Below are 20,748 nucleotides of genomic sequence, written 5' to 3'. Positions count from 1 at the left end.
ATGACGGAAACTCACACGCAAGGAACGAGGAACGAGCGCGCATGCCGATGACGCCGCCTGGAGGCTCCGCGTCCCTCAACCAGGAACGGGAAGTCGAGTGGCGCCTGTCGCGGCACGCGCGGAGCGTGGGGCTGGCCCGGGCGCTTCTCCGTGAGCAGGCCAGATCATGGAAGCTCTCGGACGAGGTGACCGATACGGCCGAATTCCTCCTCAGCGAACTACTGACGAACGCCTACCGCCACGGCGCGGTCCCGAAGGGCCGTGAGATCTGGGCGCGCTGCGCGTTGGAGGACGACCGCATCCGCATGGAGGTATCGGACGCGAACCTGACGCTCCCCGAGCCGCAGGAAGCGGCCCCGGACGACACGTCGGGCAGGGGCCTGGCCCTGGTCGCCGCACTCGCGGACGCCTGGGCCGCAGAACCCCGCGTTTGCGGCATCGGCAAGACGGTCTGGTTCGAGCTCCGCCTCAGACCAGACGGCGAGCCGTCGCCCACCGAGTCAGCTCGTGCCGGTTCGACAGCTGCAACTTCCGCAGGACCGCCGAGACATGCGACTCGACCGTCTTGACGGAGATATAGAGCTGCTTGGCGATCTCCTTGTACGCGTACCCGCGCGCGATCAGCCGCAGCACCTCGCGCTCGCGCTGGGTGAGGCGGTCCAAGTCCTCGTCCACGGGCGGAGCATCCGTCGAAGCGAAGGCGTCCAGCACGAACCCAGCAAGCCTCGGCGAGAACACCGCGTCGCCGTCCTGCACGCGGAAGATGGAGTCGACCAGGTCGATGCCGGTGATGGTCTTGGTGACATAGCCGCGCGCGCCGCCCCGGATGACACCGATGACATCTTCTGCCGCGTCGGACACCGACAGAGCCAGGAAGCGCACGGGGTCCTCGGCCGCCGACATCAGGGGGGCGCAGCGGCGCAGGACCTCGACGCCGCCGCCGCCCGGCAGGTGGACGTCGAGGAGGACGACTTCCGGCCTGGTCGCGGTGATGACGGTGACCGCCTGGTCCACGTCGGCCGCCTCGCCGACGACCTCGACACCGGTGCGTTCGGTCTCGCCGATCTCGGCCTGCACGCCGGTGCGGAACATCCGGTGGTCGTCGACCAGTACGACGCGTACCCGGCGCCCGGGCCCGCTCCCGGTCTCGTCCGCACCCGACTGGCCAGCTCCGCTCGCCTCAGTGTGCTCGCTCGCCCCGGTGTGCTCGGTCGCGTCGCTCATGTCGTCGCCGTCCTCTCCATCTCCAGCTCGACTTCCGTACCGCCGCCCTGCGGCGAGCGCAGCCGCGCCGTACCACCGTGCCGCTGCATCCGGCCGATGATCGATTCTCGTACGCCCATCCGGTCGGTGGGAACCGCGTCCAGGTCAAAGCCTGGTCCGCGGTCGCGGATGGATACGAAGACCGTGTTCCCCTCGACCTCAGCGAAGACCTGGACCGCGCCGCCCTCGCCACCGTACTTGGCGGCGTTCACCATGGCTTCCCGCGCGGCCTGCATCTGTGCGGTCAGCTTCTCGTCCAGAGGGCAGTCGCCGACGACCACGACCTCGATCGGGACGCCGTGCTTGTCCTCGACCTCGGCCGCGGAGCCGCGGACCGCGTCGGCGAGGGTTTCGGGCTCGTCCTCCTCGTCCTTGCCGGTGCCCTCCGGCTTGTAGAGCCAGGTGCGCAGGTCGCGTTCCTGGGCGCGGGCGAGGCGGCGGACTTCGTTCGCGTTGTCGGCGTTGCGCTGGATCAGGGTGAGGGTGTGCAGCACCGAGTCGTGGACATGGGCCGCGACTTCCGCACGCTCCTGGGCGCGGATGCGCATCAGGCGCTCCTCGGACAGGTCCTGTGTCATCCGGATGAGATACGGGCCTGCCAGCAGCGCGATGCCGACGAACACGGCGAGCGCGGCCTGCAGTACGGCACCCAGGTCTTCGGCCGAGCCCTGCACGATGAAGATGCTGGAGACACCCGCACCGACCAGCAGCACTCCGGCGGCGGACCGTGCGAGGCTCAGGGTCCTGCGGCGGCGGCCGACCTCGATCCAGCGGGCCCTGCGGGCATTGTCCGCCTGTCGCCAGACGAGAGCGACGCCCGCGCCGACCAGGACAGTGGGCCACAGGTAGGCCTGGGCGTGGCCGCCGACGTCGACGGAGCCGACGAAGACCATCGAGATGATGACCATCGCGAGGAGCGCGACGAACTGGCCCTTGTCGACCTTCCGGACCACCAGCTTGCGGCGGCCGTCGGGGCCCGTCTCGGTGGTGAGCGTGTGCTGGCGCTCGCCGCCGACACCGCCGACACCGAGCGGCACGAAGAACCAGAACGCGGCGTACAGCAGTGCGCCCAGGCCGTTCGCCATAAACAGTCCGACAAAGATGAGCCGCACCCAGATGACGGGCAGCCCGAGGTGTCCGGCGAGTCCGCGCGCGACCCCGCCGAGCCAGCGGCCGTCACCGCTGCGGTAGAGCTTGCGCAGCGGCTGCGGTTCTTCGGTCGGCACGGTGGCGGCTGCGGGCATGACACCGATATTCACACGGGTGCGGGGGCCAGGGCATCAGGGTCGACCCCCGAGACGTCCCGGATCTCTGTCGGCCTCCCTTGTGTCACGTCTCCTTAGGGTCGAAATCAGGGATGCACCAGGGTCGTCCCGCCTGCCGCACCCGGCCCGCGCCCGGCACCATGTACGTATGACGGATCAGCACGCCGCGGCCCCGGAGCCGCACGACGCCGAGCCACCGGGCCAGCCGGGAGGCGCGAGGCGGTCGGCCGCGCCCGGGCACGGGGGCGGCTGGGGTGACAGCTGGCGGAAGCCAGGCGAGCGGGGTACGGGTCGGGGCACGGACGCGGACACGGACTCCGACGCGCCGCCCGGTATCCACCTCAAGCTGCGCCGCGACCGGCGGCACAAAGTGCTGGGCGGTGTGTGCGCGGGGCTCGGGCGGCGCTGTGACATGGACCCGGTGATCTTCCGGATCGGGCTCGCGGTACTCGCGATCACCGGTGGGGTCGGCCTGGTCTTCTACGGCTTCGCCTGGCTCCTCATCCCCTACGAGGACACCGAGGAGAACGAGGCGCGGCGACTGCTCTCCGGCCGGGTCGACGGCCCAGCGGTCACCGCACTGCTGTTCGCCCTCGTCGGCTGCGGCCTCTTCCTCTCGATGCTGAACAACGGCGGAGTGCTCACCTTCGCCGCCGTACTGGCGCTGCTGCTCGCGGGGGCGGGCTACTGGTCAGAGCAGCGATCCACTAACGCCCCGGACCCGGTGACCGCGCAGACGGTCGCTGACGCCCCGCCGGAGGCACAGGCCCCACCCGTCTCCGCCGCCCCCTCCTGGTGGCGGGGCCCCATAGTCAAGGACGGCACCTACGACGGGTACACCGGCTATTTCTGGGGTCCCCCCGAACTGGCCGGAACCGAGATCCGGTACGAGCCCAGGCCCCCGTGGGCACCGCCCGGGCACTACTCCCCCGCGCCGCGCCGTCCCGCGGCCCCGGCCAAGCCGCCGGGGCCGCGCTGGATCGGCGGCTGGACGTTCCTGCTCGCGCTCGTCGCGGGCGGCATCGGCACCAGCCTGGCCTGGGGCAACAACTGGCGCGAGGCCTCACTCGGCACCAGCCTGCAGACCGGCCTCGCCTGCGCCCTGGTCGTCTTCGGCCTGGGCATCGCGGTGAGCGCCCTGTTCGGCCGTACGGGCGTGGGGTCGATGATCCTCGGGGTGATCACCGCGGGCCTGCTGGCCGGGGCCTCGGCCCTCCCGGCCAACATCAGTACGGAGTGGATGCGGACGGACTGGACACCCGCCGCGATAGCCGACGTACGGCCGAACTACGAGCTCGGCACCGGCATCGGCACCCTCGACCTGAGCGGGATCGAGCTGGCCGAGGACCAAACCCTGCAAACCGGTGCCGATGTGGGCGCGGGCCGCGTCAAGGTCATCGTCCCGCACAACGTGACCGTGCAGCTGAACGCCGAGGTCGGCATCGGAGACATCCAGCTGCCCAGTGAGACGCGGGAGGACGTGGACATCCAGGCCGATCAGAAAAGGGAGGTGACGCTCCGGCCACCGGAGCCCCAGGGCGGCGGAAACGACGGCGGGAAGAGCACTGAGAAGGGCGGCACCCTTGCCCTGGACATCGAACTCGGCATCGGACAGGTGGAGGTGACCCGTGCTACGCCATGAGCTACAGCCGGGCAAGCTGGTCGCGGGGCTCACGCTGTTGGCCGCGGGGGTCCTGTACGCGGGCGACGCGGCCGACGCTTGGAGCGTCCCGTGGTACGCGGTGATACCGATCGTCGTCGGGGGACTGGTCCTCGCGGCCGTGGTGGCGGCCGCGAACTACGGCATCCGGCGCCGTCGGCGCTCCCGCAGCATCGCGTCCAAGGAGAACATCGACGCCCCGGCGAGCAGCAACGGCAGCCAGGCCATGAGATAGGCGAGGTCGTTGCCGTAGTAGTACGGCTCGACGGCCCAGCTCACGGTCAGCCACAGGCTCAGCGAGATCAGTACGCCACCGAGCGCGGCGATCCTGGCCAGCAGGCCGATCAGGGTCCCGATGCCGACGGCCAGCTCGCCGAAGGCGATGGCGTAGCCGAAGCCGACGGGACTCTTCAGGGCGAGGTCGACCAGTGCGGGGATCGCCGAGTTGTCCCGTACGCCGTTCATCATCTCGCCGATCGACCCCACGCCGGTCGCGGACATGAAGGCGGAGTCGGTCAGCTTGTCCAGTCCCGCATAGATGAAGGTGACGCCGAGGAAGACGCGCAGCGGCAGCAGCGCGTAGCGGGACGCTGCCTCTCGCCAGCCATCGCCGCCCGAGTGGCCGCCGCCCCCGCCACCCCAGGTGTCGTACCGGTCGGTCCGCATACCGTGCGCCATCGAGCCCGCCGCCTCTCGGTTGATCCCTCACCAGGACCATACGTACGCCTAGAAGACCGCGCTCACCAGACCTGCGGCGGATTCCGCCGAGCGGCGGACCTTCGTCCGCCTCACGCACGGGTCTTCTCCACCGATCACACCCGTGCCATGGTTCCCCCCTGAGCACCCGGCAGAGCCGTCAGGAAGTGGAGGTACCCGAGGTGGCGCAGGACTGGACGCCCATCTATCTCGCGCACCGCAAGACGTACGCCGCCTTCCTCACGGCCACCGACGCCGAAGCGCGGGTGTGCTGGCACCGGTGGCGCGGCGACTACACCGACAAGGAGTGGGCACTCACCGAGACCGACGCGGCGTACACGCGGACGCAGTCCGAGTTCAACATGATCGACCTCGAAGGGCTTGGGCCCATAGAAGAGGCCAGAGCGCTCATCACCTGCATCCGCTCCATGCACACCGAGGACACTGAACCGGATGGCGTCTGGGAGCGCTACACACAGCTGCGCACGGCGTTCGTCGAAGCCGCCCGCCAGCATCTCGCGGACCACCCGTAGCCGACGCGGCCAAGGGCGCCTCGCGTACCCGACAGAAGATGTCTGGTACGCGCGCCAGACTGGACGTATGTCCTCCAACTGGGAAGCATTCGCCGCCGCGGAACCAGCTCTCGCCAAGACGGTCGAGGATCGCTTCGGCGCGTTCACCCACCACGTCCTCGCCACCCTCCGCAAGGACGGCTCACCGCGCACGACCGGCCTGGAAGTCCGCTTCCTCGCGGGCGAGTTGTGGCTCGGCATGATGCCGAACTCGCTCAAGGCCCTCGACCTGCGCCGCGACCCGCGCTTCGCCCTCCAGGCCAACCCCGGTCCCGGCACCGAGATGGGCGGCGGCGATGTCCGCGTGAGCGGCCGTGCGGTCGAGGTCCATGACCCGGAGGTGATCGCCCGCTATGTGGGCGATGACGGGCCACAGGAGCCGTTCCACCTGTTTAGGGCCGAGCTGACCGAGGTGGTCAGGACGTCCGTCGACGGCGACCAGCTCGCCATCCAGACCTGGCAGCCGGGGCGGAGGCTGCGCACGGTACACCGGCAGTAGCCCGCAGTCCGCGCGTGCCCACGCATCCGTCAACGGCCGTCAGCGGCGGCGGTTCATCGCGGTCAGGTCGATGTCGACAGGGAACGGCAGAGACACCTTGAGCCGGTCGTGGTAAATGCCGGTGGGCGCGTACGACTTGAGGGCCGGGTCTAGCTCGAAAACATAGACGACGGGTAGACCCTCGTTCTCCTCGACCCGCCAGTAGTACGGCACGCCTGCCTTGGCGTACTTCCGGGGCTTGACCTCACGGTCACGCTCGACGGAGTCCTTGGAGACGACCTCAACCGCGAGGATGACGTCCTCCGGCTTAAACCAGGTCTGCAGGGGACCGGTGTCCGCACCGACCGGGACGACGAGGATGTCGGGCTCGGGCCGATTCCGCTTGTCCAGCTTGATGGTCATCTCTCGGATGGCTTCGAGGTCGTCGGGCGCCTGTTCGAGTAGCGCGTTCTCCAGTAGCCGCATGGTGCGCGTGTGAAACCGGGTCTGCGGACTCACTAGGACGAGGCTCCCGTCGATCAGCTCCGTGTGCGGGGGAAGGTTCGGAAGCCAGTCGAGATCGTCCGCCGTCCAGCCGCCCTCAGGGGGGCGTGCCCAGACATGATCAGCGTCCAGTCCGTAATCACGCGCGGCGCTCATGATTGCTCCCATGCGACGGAGTCTCGCCTCTCAGGCCAGCGTACCCAGCGGATACGCCACTGCCGCCGCCCAAACGAATGAGCGACGGCAGTGGCGTTGACCCGCTAGGGGTCTAGGTGGAGGTCACTCCCACTCGATGGTCCCCGGGGGCTTGCTGGTCACGTCCAGCACCACACGGTTCACATCCGCGACCTCGTTCGTGATCCGCGTCGAGATCTTCGCCAGCACGTCGTACGGCATCCGCGTCCAGTCCGCCGTCATCGCGTCCTCGGACGAGACCGGCCGCAGCACGATCGGGTGGCCGTACGTACGGCCGTCGCCCTGGACACCTACCGAGCGGACGTCCGCGAGCAGCACCACGGGGCACTGCCAGATCTCGCGGTCGAGCCCGGCCGCGGTGAGCTCCTCGCGGGCGATGGCGTCGGCCTCGCGCAGCAGGTCGAGGCGCTCGCGCGTGACGTCGCCGACGATGCGGATGCCGAGGCCGGGGCCCGGGAAGGGCTGGCGCTGGACGATCTCGTCCGGCAGGCCGAGCTCCTGGCCGACCATCCGGACCTCGTCCTTGAACAGCTTGCGCAGCGGCTCGACGAGCTCGAACTCAAGGTCGTCGGGGAGGCCGCCCACGTTGTGGTGGGACTTGATGTTGGCCGTGCCGGTGCCGCCGCCGGACTCGACGACGTCCGGGTAGAGGGTGCCCTGCACCAGGAAGGAGACCGACTCGCCGCCCGCCGCCTCGGCGACGATCTCGGCCTGGGCCTGCTCGAAGACCCGGATGAACTCCCGGCCGATGATCTTCCGCTTCTCCTCGGGGTCCGAGACGCCCGCCAGCGCGTCCAGGAAGCGCTGCTCGGCGTCCACGACCTTGAGCTGGACACCCGTCGCGGCGACGAAGTCCTTCTCGACCTGCTCGGTCTCGCCCTTACGCATCAGCCCGTGGTCGACGTACACGCAGGTCAGCTGCGAGCCGATGGCCTTCTGCACGAGGGCGGCGGCGACCGCGGAGTCCACGCCGCCGGACAGCCCGCAGATGGCGCGCCTGGAGCCGACCTGCTCGCGGATGAGCGCGACCTGCTCCTCCACCACGTTGGTGGTGGTCCAGGAGGGGGTGAGGCCCGCGCCGCGGTACAGGAAGTGCTCGAGTACCTGCTGGCCGTGCGTGGAGTGCATCACCTCGGGGTGGTACTGCACGCCGTACAGCTTCTTCTCGTCGTTCTCGAAGGCGGCGACCGGCACGACGTCCGTGGACGCGGTGACCGTGAAGCCCTCGGGGGCGGCGGAGCAGGCGTCGCCGTGCGACATCCAGACAGGCTGCTCGTCCGGGGTGCCCTCGAAGAGGGTCGAGCCGGACTTGGAGACGTGCAGGGGGGTACGTCCGTACTCCCGCGCGCCCGTGTTGTCGACGGTGCCGCCGAGCGTGGTGGCCATGAGCTGGAAGCCGTAGCACATGCCGAAGACGGGGACCCCGGCCTCGAAGAGTGCGCGGTCCAGGCGCGGGGCGCTCTCCGCGTATACGGAGGAGGGGCCTCCGGAGAGGATGATCGCGGCGGGGTTCTTGGCGAGCATCTCGGCGACCGGCATGGTGCTCGGCACGATCTCGCTGTAGACCCGGGCCTCACGCACGCGTCGGGCGATGAGCTGGGCGTACTGTGCGCCGAAGTCGACGACCAGCACGGTGTCGGGGGCGGCAGCTGGGGAACCTGATGACACTGCTGGCACTGCGTGGCCTTCCGGCGGTGGATGAGGGAGGAGGGGGTCTCTCTTGTCGATTCTAACGGGGCGTGGGAGTGGTCCCTCGTCTCACCATCCGAACCTTCGGCCTCTCCCGTTGACCGGCCCGGCGCAGGTGGGGGCATACTGTCCCCGTGACCAAGCACCTGCGCCGCGAGATCTTCGCGTTTACCTATGGCAACCGGCCCACCGGCTGCCATGGTCGTGCTGCTTGATCCACTGACAAGCGACTTCCCAGGCGCCCCGGGCCGACAAGGCCCGGGGCGCCTGTCGTTTCCCTCCCGGGTCTGGCCGCTCCGGGGCATCCACCGGACCCACCACGCAGGAGGAGCCCCACCATGACCGCGACGAAGACCCACACCAGCACCCGCACCACCGCCACCGCCACCGAGCAGACGGGCGCCCGCACCGAGGACGCCGCGTCCCTGATCACCGACGCCCGCGACCGCATCGACGCGCTCGACGACCGGATCATCGGTCTCGTCCAGGAACGGATGGCCGTCTCGGCGGTGATCCAGCAGTCCAGGATCGCGTCCGGCGGCCGACGTGTGAACCTCTCCCGCGAGATGGACGTCCTCAGCCACTACAGCGACGCACTCGGCAAGCCGGGCACCGCACTCGCGATGACCCTGCTCGAACTCTGCCGCGGCCGCGTCTGAGCCCTGAGGTATAGGGCTCAGGGCGTACGGCTCGGGCGTACGGCTTGCGGCGTGCGACTTGGGGCGTACGGACCTCCCCCGCACCCACGTTCGCCCCCTTCTCACCCGTACGGCACCGTGACCGCGCGCCAAGGGGCTTCGTTGGTCCGGGTGTCCGTGTCATCCAGGGGCGGGCCCGAAAGAACCACGCGTGGCTTCGCTGGGGCGATGAGACGTGCGGCCCGAGCTCATGGCTCGTACCGAACGTCGTGGGACCTCGCTCCAGAGCGTGACCGGACGGCAGGGGACAGCAGCCCGGTCACCTTGAGAAAGACGGTCGGTTCCGGGGACGCCCGGGGCCGACCGGCGGTCACATTCCCAAGACCTCCCAGGACTGGCACAGTCCGGCCAAGGCTGGCTGAAACGGTTGCGCAGTCCGCGGATCGTCCAGCACGATGCCCAAGAGAGACCTGCCATGGGTCGAAACCACCGACGCGCCCCCAGCGCGCCGGGGCGGCGCCGACCAGCGACCCACCACACCAGCGGCGCTCCCCCTCCCCCCTCCAGCGCCGCTTCGCAGCACCGACGCTGCCCTGACGTCGGTGCGCAGCGAAGGGCCCCGCGATCCACTCGCGGGGCCCTTCGCTCGCTCTACGCACCCAGGTCGGCCTGAACAACCAGAGCAACCAGAATGATCAGCCCGCGACCTTCTCCAGCTTGGCCATCTGCGCCTCAACGATCGCGGCGGGCGTCTCGGTCTTCCCCTTGCCCGTCACGTTCATGCTCGAGAAGACCACCAGCGTCGAGCCGCTGCGTACAACGGTGAACGACCTGGGCACCTCCTCGCCATCGTTGTCCTCGATGAGGTGGTACGCGAGGGACTCGTCCCCCAGCTTGGGGTCGGGCTGGGTCTTCACGCCGACGAACGCGCCCTCCGCCTGGTCGAACTTCTCGCACTTGTCCAGCGAAGTGCGCAGCCCGTCAAGCCCCTTCTTGGCGTCGGCCTGCTCCTGCGCGAGCAGCGCGACGAAGTTGAAGGCGGTGAGCTTCTTGTCGCCGAAGGTCCGTGCGATCCTCGCCTTCGGCTTCGTTCCCGTGGAGAACATCACCATGTCGGCCAGCGGCTGACAGGCGTCGTCGCTCGCGGGAACGGACTTCGTGGGCCACTCCTCGTCGGGCATGTCCTCTACCTCGTAGCCCTTGACGTCACCCGCGCCGATGATGGCCTGCTTCAACTGAGCGGCGCTCAGCACCTTCGCCGGCGGCGAGTCGTCCCCTCCCTCGCCGTTACTACCACCACACGCGGCAGTGAGTCCCAGCGCGGCAACGACAGATGCGGCCAACACGGCACGCGAAACAGCTGACTTCAACGCTTCACACCCTCAAGGTCCGGGCGCACTCCCCGTGCGCCGCATCTCATCCAAGGCCGCGACCAACCCACTTGGCCAGTGACACCAGATAACGATCAAGCTCTCGCGGCGGCGCGGTCACACACGCAGCCGAGAGGCGTGCGCGTACGCACACACGTACACGTACGCCTCTCAACTCAGCCGAATCAGCCCGCGACCTTCTCCAGCTTGGCGAGCTGCGCCTTGATGATCGCGTCCGGCACCTTCAGGTTCTCGACGTCGAGCATGTCCATCGCGCGGAAGCCGACCACGGTCGAGCCACTGCGCACGACGGTGTAGGACGTCCCCATCTTGTCGCCCTCGATGTCACCGACCATCTGGAACGAGACCGACTCGTCGCCCAGCTTGGGGTCCGGCAGCGCCTTCACATCGGAGTACTGGTACTCGACGTGCTCGTACTTGGTGCAGTCCTCGGTCGCCGTGCGCAGATCGCCGATGACCTTCTCGGCGTCGGACTGCTTGTACGCCATCAGCGCGACCGTGTTGGCCGTGGTGTTCATCAGGCCGTCAGGAAGCAGCGTCCGCCCGACGCGCGCATCGGCCCCGGGCCGCGTGGCGAAGAAGAACAGGTTCGCCAGCGGCTGGCACTTCTTGTCCGACGCCGGAATGAAGATCACCGGCATCTCGTCCTTCGGCGTCTTGACGACCTTGCTGAAGCCCTTCACGTCCCCCTTGGCGAGGGCAGCCTCCTCCAGCTCATCAGCGCTCAGCGCTTCCGCCTGGGGCTGAGGCTTGGGCTTCGCCGCCTCAGTCGTCTTCTCCGCCGAGGGCTTGTCCTTGCCCTCGCTACCACTGTCACTACCACCGCACGCCGCGGTGAACCCGAGCGCGGCCACCACGGATGCGGCCATGACAACGCGCGACACAGATACCTTCAACGTTCCCACTCTCCTGCTTGCCCCTCGGCTAACCCAAGGGCCCAGCCAAGAGAAAAGCAGATCCCACCCTCCTGACCAGCGATTTCACGTAACGATCAGGGTTCGTCGGAAGGTTGCCCCGCGATGATCACAACCGCACAACAGATGAATCGCGGACGCATCAACACCCCAGAGGCGCCAGCCACAGCCGGAGCCCCCCCCTCTTCCACCCCATTGCACCGTGGTGCAAAATCCGAGGTGGCGAGGAGGAACCAGAACATGCGCAGGGCGCGAAAGCGAAATAAGGGGATCAAGGCGCACAGACCGCCCTCCCCCACCCAGCAGCCCTCTACCCTCCATCACGCCACCTCACCCCCCGCACACCCCTCGCACCACCCCCAGCACCACCTGCGCACCCGCCTGAAGCGCCACCTCTGGGGGCCCGCGGAGTACACCGGCAGCCCACCCCGCTGGCTGTCCAGGGAAGGCGTCGTGGTGTCCGCACTGTCTACAGCCGCGATCATCACAGCCGGGGCCGCCGGAGCGCTCACGGGCACCCCTGTGCTGTTCTCGGGAATGATCGGCGTACTTCTCACCCTCAGCCTCGCGATCTACCTGATCACCACCAGGGCGGGCCACCTGCTGGTAGCCGCGGTCACCATCCTGGGCGTCACCCTCGCACTACAGTCACCAGAGGTGGCAGCCGAAGCGGTACTGGCCAACCGGGGCGAACCCCAGACGGCCACGGTCACTTCGATCGCATTCGGCACGGCAGCACACTGCTCGGTGGCGGCCCAGGACGGCAGAATCGTCCGGACCACCATCACCCGCGGCTGCAGCCAGACCACCCGGCCCGGAGACGCCATCGGCATCATCTCCGACCCCAAGGGCCACCTACGCCCAAGAGGCGCGGGCTTCTCCGAATCCCTGAACCGCTCCCTCGCCAAAACCACCGGCCTGGCCCTGGCCCTAGCCTCCCTCTGCTACCTCACGGTCATCCGCTCCTACCGCCTCCCACGCCCACGCCCGCCCCGCTAAGCGGGCTCGGACCTTGAGCCTGCCGCACCGGCTAACTCCCCGTCGTAGCTAGGCATCCGACTGATGCGCTCGCTGCGGCCGACAGCCCCGTCGGCGACTACCTCACGTACTGACTGAACAACGTCGCCGTCCACCAGTTGCGCTAGAACACGCACACCCGCTACACCGACTATGTCCGCCTCCACCTCGTCCCCGGCCTTGGCAAGAAGAAGCTCGCGCGGCTCACCGCACGCGACGTACACGCCTTCCTCGACGAGCTCCGCACCACCTACCAGTGCTGCACGCTTCCGGCTCCTCGTGGCAACTGAGGCCCGCCAGTTCCTTCAGGCAGCCAGCGGTGACCGGCTACACGCGCTATACGAACTCGCCCTGCGCACCGGACTCCGCAAGGGCGAACTCCTCGGCCTGCGCTGGGAAGACCGCGACCTCGACGGCGGCACCGCCACCATCCATCGCTCGCTCCAGCGGACCCGCAGCCAGGGTCTGACTGTCTTGAACACCAAGACCCTGGCCTCCGAGCGCCGCATCGCCCTCCCCACCGAGTGCCTCAGCTCCCTCAAGATCCATCAGGAACGGCAGCAGGAAGAGCGCCAGGCGGCCGGAACGGGCTAGACGGACAACGGGCTCGTCTTCACCACCTCGAAGGGCAGGCCGCTCGACCCCACCAACCTCACCCGCCGCTTCCGCCGCCTCCTCCACAGCGCAGGGCTCCGGGCGATCCGCTTCCACGCCCTCCGCCACTCGACTGCCACCCTGCTCCTGGAACAGGGCGTCGATCTCGTCGTCATCAAAGAACTCCTCGGCCACGCCCACATCGGCGTCACCGCCGGCGTCTACGCGCACGTACGCCTCCGCTTCCAACGCCAGGCCATCGACACCCTCGGCAGCATTCTCGGCCCGACCGACACCCCGGACGATCCGCCCACTGCAGCCGTCGTCCGCTGACGTTGCCGTCACCGTTGCCGTCAAAAGGCTGAAGAGCCCCACCGAAATAGGAATTCGGTGGGGCTCTTCAGTCGCATGCGGGCCTGACCTCGATATCAAAGATCAGTTATCGAGATTCACCTTCACTGACGGGGCGCAACACAGACCGCAAGCGGTCAATCGCAGCCTGGGCCTCAGATCTCTCCTCAGCATCAACCCAGCTTCGCCAGAACCAACCGTCTGCGGGCAATGCCACTTCCAGCGCTTGGACAGCAGATGACGCCAGGGCCTGCGCGATTGGTTTCGCTAGCCATTCTGTGATTCCCGGATATTCCTCGTTCCAAGCCAGAGAGTGCCCAGCAGGGATATTTGCCGCAACCACCGCCGCAGCAGCCATCACCTCCTCTGGCAGTACCGAGGAAGAGGAGCTCCCACCCCCCTCAACAGCGGAACGGAACGTGCTCTGCACGACCGCTAGCCGCTGCGGAGCCGACTGTTCTTCCAGCTCATCGAGGAAGTCCTCAGCTGTGTCGCTGTCGAACGGACCTGAACCCCAGGTTCCCATCACTAACTCCAGTTAGAGGCTTACGGTAGGTACCCGCCGCTAGGAACTTCGATTTCTGGGTCTCTTCGGTTAAGGAGAGTTCCACCTCTCGCCTTAACGCCCTCCATCATAGTCTGCTCCATACGACGGATAGCCGTCTTGCTTGTACCAGCAGGCAGAGTGAAGTAGGTGACATTAACTACGTCATCCGACGTGTATCCAGCCTTGCGGACCGCATGCTTGGATCGCATCGACTTGTTCACTCGTTCTCTAATACTTGACGTTGAGCTTCCTACGTACTTCGTTCCGTCATTGAGATGAATGGTGTAGATGCCTGGCCCGGTAGGCACATCGAATTTCGTACCCGGCCCGCAATTTGAGTTGTGCACGAGGACCGGCGTCTCGCCTGCCAGCACATAGTACGTGTGGACGCCCTCAATGGTGAGGTTGTAGGTGCGCTGATCGTCTTTGTATTGGCGCGTGGCGGTCACGGTGACGGTGTGGCCGTCGTCCGTGCGAAGGGTCATGCCGGGTTGGAGGTCTCCGGCTTCGATCCAGTCCTGTTCGGAGACTGCCCAGAAGGGGTGTTCGTGGGTGGCGACGAGGGATTCCGGCCCGTCGGGTGTGGTGATGGTGAGATCAGTGAAGTACTTGTCGTCGTTGGTGACGATGGTGGCGGTGACGTCGCGTTCGCTGGTCTCGCCCGTTTCGGGGTCAGTGGCCAGGACTGTGTCGCCGAGTTCGATGTCCTCGATGTTCTTGGTGGTGCCATCGGCCAGGAGGACGTCGGTTCCGGCGAGGAAGCACATGCAGCCGCCGGACTTCTTCCCCTTCTTCGCTTTATCTGCCCCCTTTCCTAGCTTGAGGGCTTTCGCGCCCTTGGCGGGGGTCGGCAGGTCCAGTGCCGCCCATCCGCAATCTGACAAGTCCCCTTCGCCGAAGCACCCCTTCCACGCCTCGGTGTCCACCACGAATGGCTTGACGTGCTTGTTCAGCAAATCAAAGAGATCCGGGGTCGGTTCGTAGTAAGTCATCTTCGAATCGAGATGCCTGTCTACGCTTGGGCCGTAGCCAGACTGCGAGCAGCCCCCGCCACACCTATATTGCTTGCGCGCCTCTGCGCCAGCCGCCTGCGTAGCTGCCGCCTGCGCGCGGTTAGCGGCTCTAATTATCGCCGTAGTTGCCTGCATTTTGACTACAGCTTTGCTGTAGCCGGGTTCGTTGCCGCCGTGGGCCCTGCCCTTACTGGAGCGGGCGCCGCTGGAGTCGGTGACAACACCGCTGCCGCAGCCCTCCATGGCGCCGCCGCGTCCGCCGCAAGCGAGGCCGAGGCCGGTGGGATCGGTGTAGGTGAGGGGGTTCTGGGCGGCGTAGGTGTAGCCGTTGAGGGTTTGGGAGTGGTCGAGCTCGAGGAGGGGGTCGACGGAGAGGAAGCGGGCGGTGGTGGGGTCGTACTCGCGGGCGCCGAGGTGGGTCAGGCCGGTGCTGGCCGTGTCGTCGGTGCCGCCGATGAAGCCCTTGGTACCGGGCCAGGCCTCCGGGGTCTCGCCTCGGGGGGCGCCGAAGGGGAGGGTGCGGCGTTGGGTGAGGGCCAGGTCGGTGGCCGTGATGGCGAGTTGGCCGGTGCCGTTGGGGTCGGCGGTCGTGAAGCTGACCGTGCCGTCGTCGGCCTTGATGGCCTGGTGGCCGCCGCCTAGCGGGGTGTAGCGGGTGGCCTTGGCCTTCGTGGCGCCCTTGGGTAGGACGACCTCGGTGTGGCCGAGGTAGAGGGTCGTTTCGGTGGGGGTACGGCCGATGAGGCGGTTGCCTTCAGCGTCGTACAGGTACTCGGTGATCTTGTCCGGCTTGCTCTCGACCGGCTGCGTGGCCTTGGCGAGGTGGCCTTCGGCGTCCCAGGCCAGGGTCTGGGTGGTGCCGTTCAGGGTGCGAGCGGTCGTGTTGCCCGCCTTGTCGTAGGTGTAGGAGTCGCGGGTGCTGGTGCCGCCGGGGAGCTGGCTGGTGACCGAGGTCAGGGTGTGCGGCTGGGCCTGGCCGGAGCCTGGGTAGGCGTAGGTGCGCCGGACGTTCTTGGTGGTGTCGCCGCTGGTGTCGTGGAGGGTTTCGGTGAGGCGGTTGCCGACCTTGTCGTAGGTGTAGGAGTGGTGGTATGGGGCTGGGCCGTCGATGGTTGCGGTGCTACCGGTGGCTGCGCAGGTCTTGCTCCCCTGGGTCCAGGCTTCACTCAGGCGGCGCAGATGGTCGTAGGTGAAGCACTGAGTGTCGGTACCGCTACGAGACACGTCCGACGCGGACAGGATGTTGCCCACCTGGTCGTAGCCGTAGGTCGCGTACTGGTCGACACCTGCCTGGTCCTGGCGGTCGACCCGGGCGGTCTTCAGACGCTGGGTGCCCCACTCGTAGGTGTTAGTGGCCCAGGTCTTCTTCCCGTCGGTGGCACCCAGTTCGTACTGAAGCGGCTTGCCGGTCAGCGAGTGGGTCACGTCCGCGCGGATACCGCCGCCGAACACGGCGGTCGGGCGCAGAGTCTCGTCTTCGTAGGAGTAGTTGTAGCTGCCGCCCGGCAGAGACCCGGCCGCCGAGTAGGAGACCGCGCCTACCAGGCCGGAGGTCCGGTAGGCGGTGCCGGTCTGGTACGTGCCCGCCAGGGCGCCTTCGGCCTCGGGGATCACCACCGCGGTCTTGACCGGCCGGTACAGGCGGTCGTACTGGGTGACCTTTGAGGTGTAGGCGTTGCCGCCGTCGTAGCGGGTGGCCTCGGCGAGCTGGCCCTTGGCGCCGGTGATCGTGTCATACACCCACTTCGCCCGCAGGGGGCCCGTCTTGCTGTCCCTACGAAGCTCGGTCTGACGGCCCAGGTCGTCGTAGACGCTGGCCAGGGTGATGCCGCGGGCGTCAGTGGTGGTGAGGACCTGGCTGCGGTCGTCGTAGGTGCTGGTGGTGGTGCCCTTGTCCGGGTCGGTGGCCTTGGTCTGCCGTCCGAGTTGGTCGTAGGCGTAGGTCCAGGCGCTGCCCTCCTGATCGGTGACCTTGGCCAGCTCGCCGCGCGGCGTGTAGGCGCGCTTGACGGTGTCGAAGGCGGCGGTCACGTTACGGGAGTGGTGCTGGCGGACCTCGGTGGTCTGGCCCCGGGCGTCGACCAGGGTGGTGGTGGCGATGCCGCCCTCGGGCGGGATGACGGTAGTGCGGTCCCCGCCGTGGACGGTCCTGGTGACGCCGAGTACGGTGCCGCCGTCGCCGTTTCCGGCGATCAGCTTCTCCTCCACCGGGCGGCCGAGGCCGTCGTAGCTGGTGCGGGTCTGGGACTCCACACTCAGCGCGTCAGCTGGCGTGAACAGGCTCCGGCTGGGTGCGCCCTGGGTGTAGTACGGGGCGAACGTCTTGGTGACCTGGCCGCGCTCGTCGTAGAAGACGTCGGTCAGGAGACGGCCGCCGTCCGGCCCCGGGCTCTGGCTCTGGCGCTCGCGCAGGAACCCGTCATAGAGGGTGTAGGAGGCGAGCTGGCCGCCGGTGTTGTTCAGTGTCTGGGTACGGACGCTGACCGGTTCACCCTCGTTGACGTAGTACGTGAACTGGTAGCTGGGGGTCTGGCTGGTGCGGCGGTCGGCCAGCCACACCTTGTCCGAGCGTCCCAGCGCGTCATAGGTGAACGTGGTCCGCTTGCTGTTGCTGTCGACCGTCACGGTGGGCTGGCCGCGCAGCGGGTCCAGTTCGGTGACCGTGGTCTGGGCCGTTGTGCTGTCGCCTGCCTTGGCGGGCGGGGTGGCCTCGGTGAGCTCGGTGGGGAAGCCGGTCTTTGGGCTGTAGGCGGTGGTCGCCGTGCGGCCGTCGGTGCGGGCGGTGCGGACCGGCGTGCCGGTGTTCGTGGCCGTGACGTTCGCCGTCAGGTCGGTGGTGGTCAGCGTCCGGCCGTAGCCGTCGAAGGTGGCGCCGGACTCCAGGTAGGTGCCAGTGGTCCCGTCATGCTTCTTCAACGTCGCGGCCGCGGTGGCGTCGCCCTTGGTCGGGGCGACGTTGTAGGCGGCGCCGTCATAGGCGGTGCGGACGTCGGACAGGACGTGCTTGGACCGGTCGGGGGTGACGGAGCACCGGACAGCGACGGTCTCCACCCGTGAGGGCAGGGTGAGGATGTTCTTGGTGGTGTTGGTGGCGTAGGTGGTGCGGGTGCACCGATTGTCGGCGGAGGTGGTGTTGTCGGCGAAGTCGTCGACCTGGATGACGCGGCCCGCGACCGTGTCGTACTTCGTCGAGGTGGAGGTGACCCGCCAGTTGGTGCCCGCGCCGTTGTCCAGGGAGGTCCAGGACTTGGAGTGGGAGGTGCCGGTGAGGTTCGCGGTGAGAGTGCCCCAGTCGCGGACCTTCTTGCCGGTCTCGTGGTACCAGGGGCGGCTGACCGTCTTGCCCAGGACCTTGCCGTCGGGCTTGTCGAAGGACACGGTCCGGTACGTGAATCCGGCCGCCGACTCGTGGTCGGTGATCGGGTCTCCCTCGGCGGCATCCAGTGAGACGGTCACGGTCTTGGTGCCGCCGCTGGTGTCCTTGCGGTCGCCGTGCATGCCGCGCAGGAAGTAGGAGTCCTGCTGCGACTTGAGGGCGGTCGCGCCGCCCTGGCCGCCCGTCTTGACGCGGACGTGGCCGTAGCCGCGCCACTGGGACCAGGTCTTGAACTTCTCCTTGGTTAGGCCGTCGTCATCGTCGTAGTGCCAGGCGGCGCCGCCCTTGTACTCGTAGACAGTCTTGTTGTCCGGGGCGCCGCCGGTGCGGTCGGTGGTGACCGTGGAGGTGACGACGTACTTGTTGAACCACTGCCTCTCCTTGTCCGCGGTGTCCGAACCGCCGATGTACTGCGGGAAGCAGCGAGTGGTGTTCGACTCCGGGGCCGGCAGGGCGTCCCAGGTACAGGCCGGGGGCGAGTAGTTGACGTCGACCTGGCCACCGGACTCGTCCGCGATGGTGGACAGGCGGGCCTTGATGAACGGGGCGTAGCCGTCGCCGGTCTTGTCCAGGCGGTTGGCGAGCTGGGTGTAGGCGAAGGTGGTCTTCGGCAGGGTCACCGTAGGTTCGGCGGTGTGGCCGGTGCGCTGCACCGAGTCCAGCAGCAGCTGGTAGTCGATGTCGGCCTGGCCCCAGCGGTGGCCGAGCTTGAAGGAGTCGACCTTCGCGTACGTGTCACCGTCTCGGACCTGAGTGGTGACGCCCGTGAGGCGCTTACTCGTGAAGAACACCGGGGACATCCGGCCCTGGTCGCAGTCCTCGGTCGCCTTGCAGTTCAGGTCCCAGGGAGTGTCGTACCAGTAGAACGCGTCGTTCTCGATGGATGTGCAGTCGGTGCTGGCGTTGGGCAGGCAGCGCTCGGCAGTGGTGAAGTCGACCTTGGCCAGCGGCTTGGTGCCGTACATGGACGAGGACTTCAGGCCGTACTCGATACGATCCAGGGAACCTCCGCGGGTGTAGCGGGTGTTGTCCTTGGCCTCCAGGTTGCGGCCGTAGGAGTTCTTCTCCTGGTCGTAGTAGTAGGCCACCGCGTTGGCGCGGGGGTCGACCACGTAGTCCAGGTTCCAGCGCCAGGCCTGCTGGCACCAGGAGTCCTTGAAGCCTGAAGTGGCGTGGCAGGGCTCGCCGGAGTTGTTGCCGAAGACCGGGACGGCCCAGGTGGAGTTAGTGGTCGCCTTGCCGTCGGCCCAGCCGGGCAGGCGGTTGTAGCCGAAGTAGTAGCGCACGCCGTTCGGGTCGGTGAGGCGCCAGTACTCGCCGTTGTTGTCGCCGTTGCCGCGGTTGGTGGACTTCAGGCGCTTGATGCGGCTGCCGTCGTCCTGCTGGAACTTGAACTCGTCGCCTCCGGCCGGGACGAGCTCGCCGCCCTTGCCGTTGAAGGTGATGAACGCATTGTCGTAGTCCCAGCACAGGTCGCCGGGCTTGTTGCCGTCGGCGCTCTCCTCGCCGTCGTCGGCGCACGGCTTGTAGCGGCGCTCGATGTAGCCGGGCCACAGGTCGAAGCCGTCACCGACCCAGGAGGACTGGTTGTTGGTGGTGCCGGTGCGGCCGTCGATTGCCCCGGAGGAGTAGGACAGACCCACGTTCGGTTGCAGACCGCCGGGCACGCCGGGCACCGGGATGTCGTAGGACCAGGCGAAGTCACCGGTGTTGAGGTTGGTGTTCCACGTCGCGGAAGGGGACAGCGAGGTCGCGGTGTAGTCGCTGTTCTCGCCCTCCTCCGCCGCGACGGCCGCCAGCACCGTCGGTGCCGAGGCTCGCAGCGCCACCCCGTCCGTGGTCAGGGTCTGCTTCTCCGTGTCATTGACCGTCGGCACCGGCTCACTGGTACGGCACTCAGGCTTGCTCGGCTCGTCCAGGACACAACCCGGAAGCTCGACCAGGGTGAGCCGACGGGCGTAGCCGCCGCCAAAGGCTTCGGCGAAGGAAGAGTAGTCGACCATCGCCTGTGCCCTACCCGGCTTGTCGCCCTTCCTTTCCCCCGGCTCCAGGGCGAACAGCACACCGTTCACTCCGGCGCGCTCGGCCGCCTTTCGGCCCAGGACCCGTGCGGAGACCTTGCCCCGCACTGGCGTCTTGGCCGCCTTGACGTCCTCCGGCGCCCCCAGCGCCAGGGGCAGCCCCTTCGCCTTGCGCGGCGTCGGCGCGTCAGCGGCCTTGGACGAGGCCGCCGGGACCGTCACGACCGCCGAACCGGCCTTGGGCCACTTCGCCTTCGGCTTCTCCGTAGGCGCCTTAGGCCCCTTGGCCAGCTTGCGCGGCTCGGCCTTGACGCCGTCCCGGCCCTTGACCGGATTCTCCGCCGAGGGCAGGTCGGGGCGGCTGTTGCCCGTGGGCTCCGCCGTCGCTGTTGGTGTCACGATGGCCTGCAGCAGGGTGCCGACCATCACCGCCGATACGCCCAGGGCGACCCGGCGCCGCAGCGCGGAGTACCGCCGGGGTCTGGATATGCCGTTCATCGTGGAGATCAATCTCTCGGTGGAGGGCGCCGGAGCAGCGCCGAGGCAGGAGAAGGGGGGTGCCCG

General features: G+C 68.0%; 15 protein-coding genes and 1 pseudogene. 7 read left to right on the top strand and 9 right to left on the bottom strand.

Annotation, left to right across the window (positions count from 1 at the left end; translation table 11 throughout):
* Positions 1-41 precede the first annotated feature (41 nt).
* On the top strand, positions 42-569 hold the full coding sequence (locus tag GCN81_RS23205) for an ATP-binding protein (protein WP_325065094.1): 528 nt from the start codon (positions 42-44) through the stop codon (positions 567-569).
* Here GCN81_RS23205 and GCN81_RS23200 read toward each other — a convergent pair.
* Entirely contained in the window at positions 469-1,224 is a 756-nt protein-coding gene (locus GCN81_RS23200; protein ID WP_156723035.1) for a LuxR C-terminal-related transcriptional regulator, read from the bottom strand. The two genes, GCN81_RS23205 and GCN81_RS23200, sit on opposite strands and share 101 nt — an antisense overlap.
* Positions 1,221-2,507 carry an ATP-binding protein gene (locus GCN81_RS23195; RefSeq protein ID WP_156723033.1) on the bottom strand — a complete coding sequence of 429 codons (1,287 nt, stop codon included), beginning with the start codon at positions 2,505-2,507 and terminating at the stop codon, positions 1,221-1,223. Before GCN81_RS23195 ends, GCN81_RS23200 begins: the two co-directional genes overlap by 4 nt.
* Before the next feature lie 169 nt (positions 2,508-2,676).
* Between GCN81_RS23195 and GCN81_RS23190 the strand changes: the two genes are divergently transcribed.
* The gene (locus tag GCN81_RS23190; RefSeq protein ID WP_156723031.1) at positions 2,677-4,170 is read left to right on the top strand and encodes a PspC domain-containing protein; all 1,494 of its coding nucleotides are present in this window, start codon (positions 2,677-2,679) and stop codon (positions 4,168-4,170) included.
* A 156-nt stretch (positions 4,171-4,326) separates the two neighbouring features.
* On the opposite strand, the gene GCN81_RS23185 is transcribed toward GCN81_RS23190, so the two are convergent.
* The gene (locus GCN81_RS23185; RefSeq protein WP_156723030.1) at positions 4,327-4,866 is read right to left on the bottom strand and encodes a DoxX family protein; all 540 of its coding nucleotides are present in this window, start codon (positions 4,864-4,866) and stop codon (positions 4,327-4,329) included.
* A gap of 185 nt (positions 4,867-5,051) precedes the next feature.
* On the opposite strand from GCN81_RS23185, the gene GCN81_RS23180 reads away from it, so the two are divergent.
* Positions 5,052-5,417, top strand: coding sequence for a hypothetical protein (locus GCN81_RS23180; protein WP_156723028.1), 366 nt, complete (start codon positions 5,052-5,054; stop codon positions 5,415-5,417).
* A gap of 67 nt (positions 5,418-5,484) precedes the next feature.
* Positions 5,485-5,955 (top strand): pyridoxamine 5'-phosphate oxidase family protein, encoded by a 471-nt coding sequence (locus tag GCN81_RS23175; protein ID WP_156723026.1) that lies wholly within the window; start codon positions 5,485-5,487, stop codon positions 5,953-5,955.
* A 39-nt stretch (positions 5,956-5,994) separates the two neighbouring features.
* Here the strand turns inward: GCN81_RS23175 and GCN81_RS23170 are convergent, their stop codons facing one another.
* On the bottom strand, positions 5,995-6,594 hold the full coding sequence (locus tag GCN81_RS23170; RefSeq protein ID WP_156723025.1) for a Uma2 family endonuclease: 600 nt from the start codon (positions 6,592-6,594) through the stop codon (positions 5,995-5,997).
* Between the two features lie 123 nt (positions 6,595-6,717).
* Positions 6,718-8,301: a glutamine-hydrolyzing GMP synthase gene (gene guaA / locus GCN81_RS23165; protein ID WP_156723023.1), complete on the bottom strand. Its 1,584-nt coding sequence runs from the start codon at positions 8,299-8,301 to the stop codon at positions 6,718-6,720.
* A 359-nt stretch (positions 8,302-8,660) separates the two neighbouring features.
* On the opposite strand from guaA, the gene GCN81_RS23160 reads away from it, so the two are divergent.
* Positions 8,661-8,981 (top strand): chorismate mutase, encoded by a 321-nt coding sequence (locus tag GCN81_RS23160; RefSeq protein ID WP_156723021.1) that lies wholly within the window; start codon positions 8,661-8,663, stop codon positions 8,979-8,981.
* A gap of 674 nt (positions 8,982-9,655) precedes the next feature.
* On the opposite strand, the gene GCN81_RS23155 is transcribed toward GCN81_RS23160, so the two are convergent.
* Positions 9,656-10,195, bottom strand: coding sequence for a hypothetical protein (locus GCN81_RS23155; protein ID WP_156723019.1), 540 nt, complete (start codon positions 10,193-10,195; stop codon positions 9,656-9,658).
* A 320-nt stretch (positions 10,196-10,515) separates the two neighbouring features.
* Entirely contained in the window at positions 10,516-11,235 is a 720-nt protein-coding gene (locus GCN81_RS23150) for a hypothetical protein (protein WP_231626460.1), read from the bottom strand.
* A gap of 270 nt (positions 11,236-11,505) precedes the next feature.
* On the opposite strand from GCN81_RS23150, the gene GCN81_RS23145 reads away from it, so the two are divergent.
* Positions 11,506-12,264 carry a hypothetical protein gene (locus GCN81_RS23145; RefSeq protein ID WP_156723015.1) on the top strand — a complete coding sequence of 253 codons (759 nt, stop codon included), beginning with the start codon at positions 11,506-11,508 and terminating at the stop codon, positions 12,262-12,264.
* Positions 12,265-12,332: 68 nt separating this feature from the next.
* A pseudogene (locus GCN81_RS32530) lies at positions 12,333-13,209 on the top strand (tyrosine-type recombinase/integrase); the annotation flags it as partial.
* Between the two features lie 106 nt (positions 13,210-13,315).
* On the opposite strand, the gene GCN81_RS33030 reads toward GCN81_RS32530, so the two are convergent.
* Together GCN81_RS33030 and GCN81_RS23125 are read right to left on the bottom strand one after the other, a co-directional pair.
* Positions 13,316-13,753, bottom strand: a complete 438-nt coding sequence (locus GCN81_RS33030; protein ID WP_156723013.1) for a DUF4259 domain-containing protein — start codon at positions 13,751-13,753, stop codon at positions 13,316-13,318.
* A gap of 20 nt (positions 13,754-13,773) precedes the next feature.
* The gene (locus GCN81_RS23125) at positions 13,774-20,682 is read right to left on the bottom strand and encodes a polymorphic toxin-type HINT domain-containing protein (protein WP_231626457.1); all 6,909 of its coding nucleotides are present in this window, start codon (positions 20,680-20,682) and stop codon (positions 13,774-13,776) included.
* Positions 20,683-20,748 lie beyond the last annotated feature (66 nt).

It is taken from the genome of Streptomyces apocyni (assembly GCF_009739465.1).
Classification (GTDB): domain Bacteria; phylum Actinomycetota; class Actinomycetes; order Streptomycetales; family Streptomycetaceae; genus Streptomyces; species Streptomyces apocyni.
Note: the sequence above shows the minus strand (reverse complement) of the source record. Positions and strands in the feature narration are given on the sequence as shown.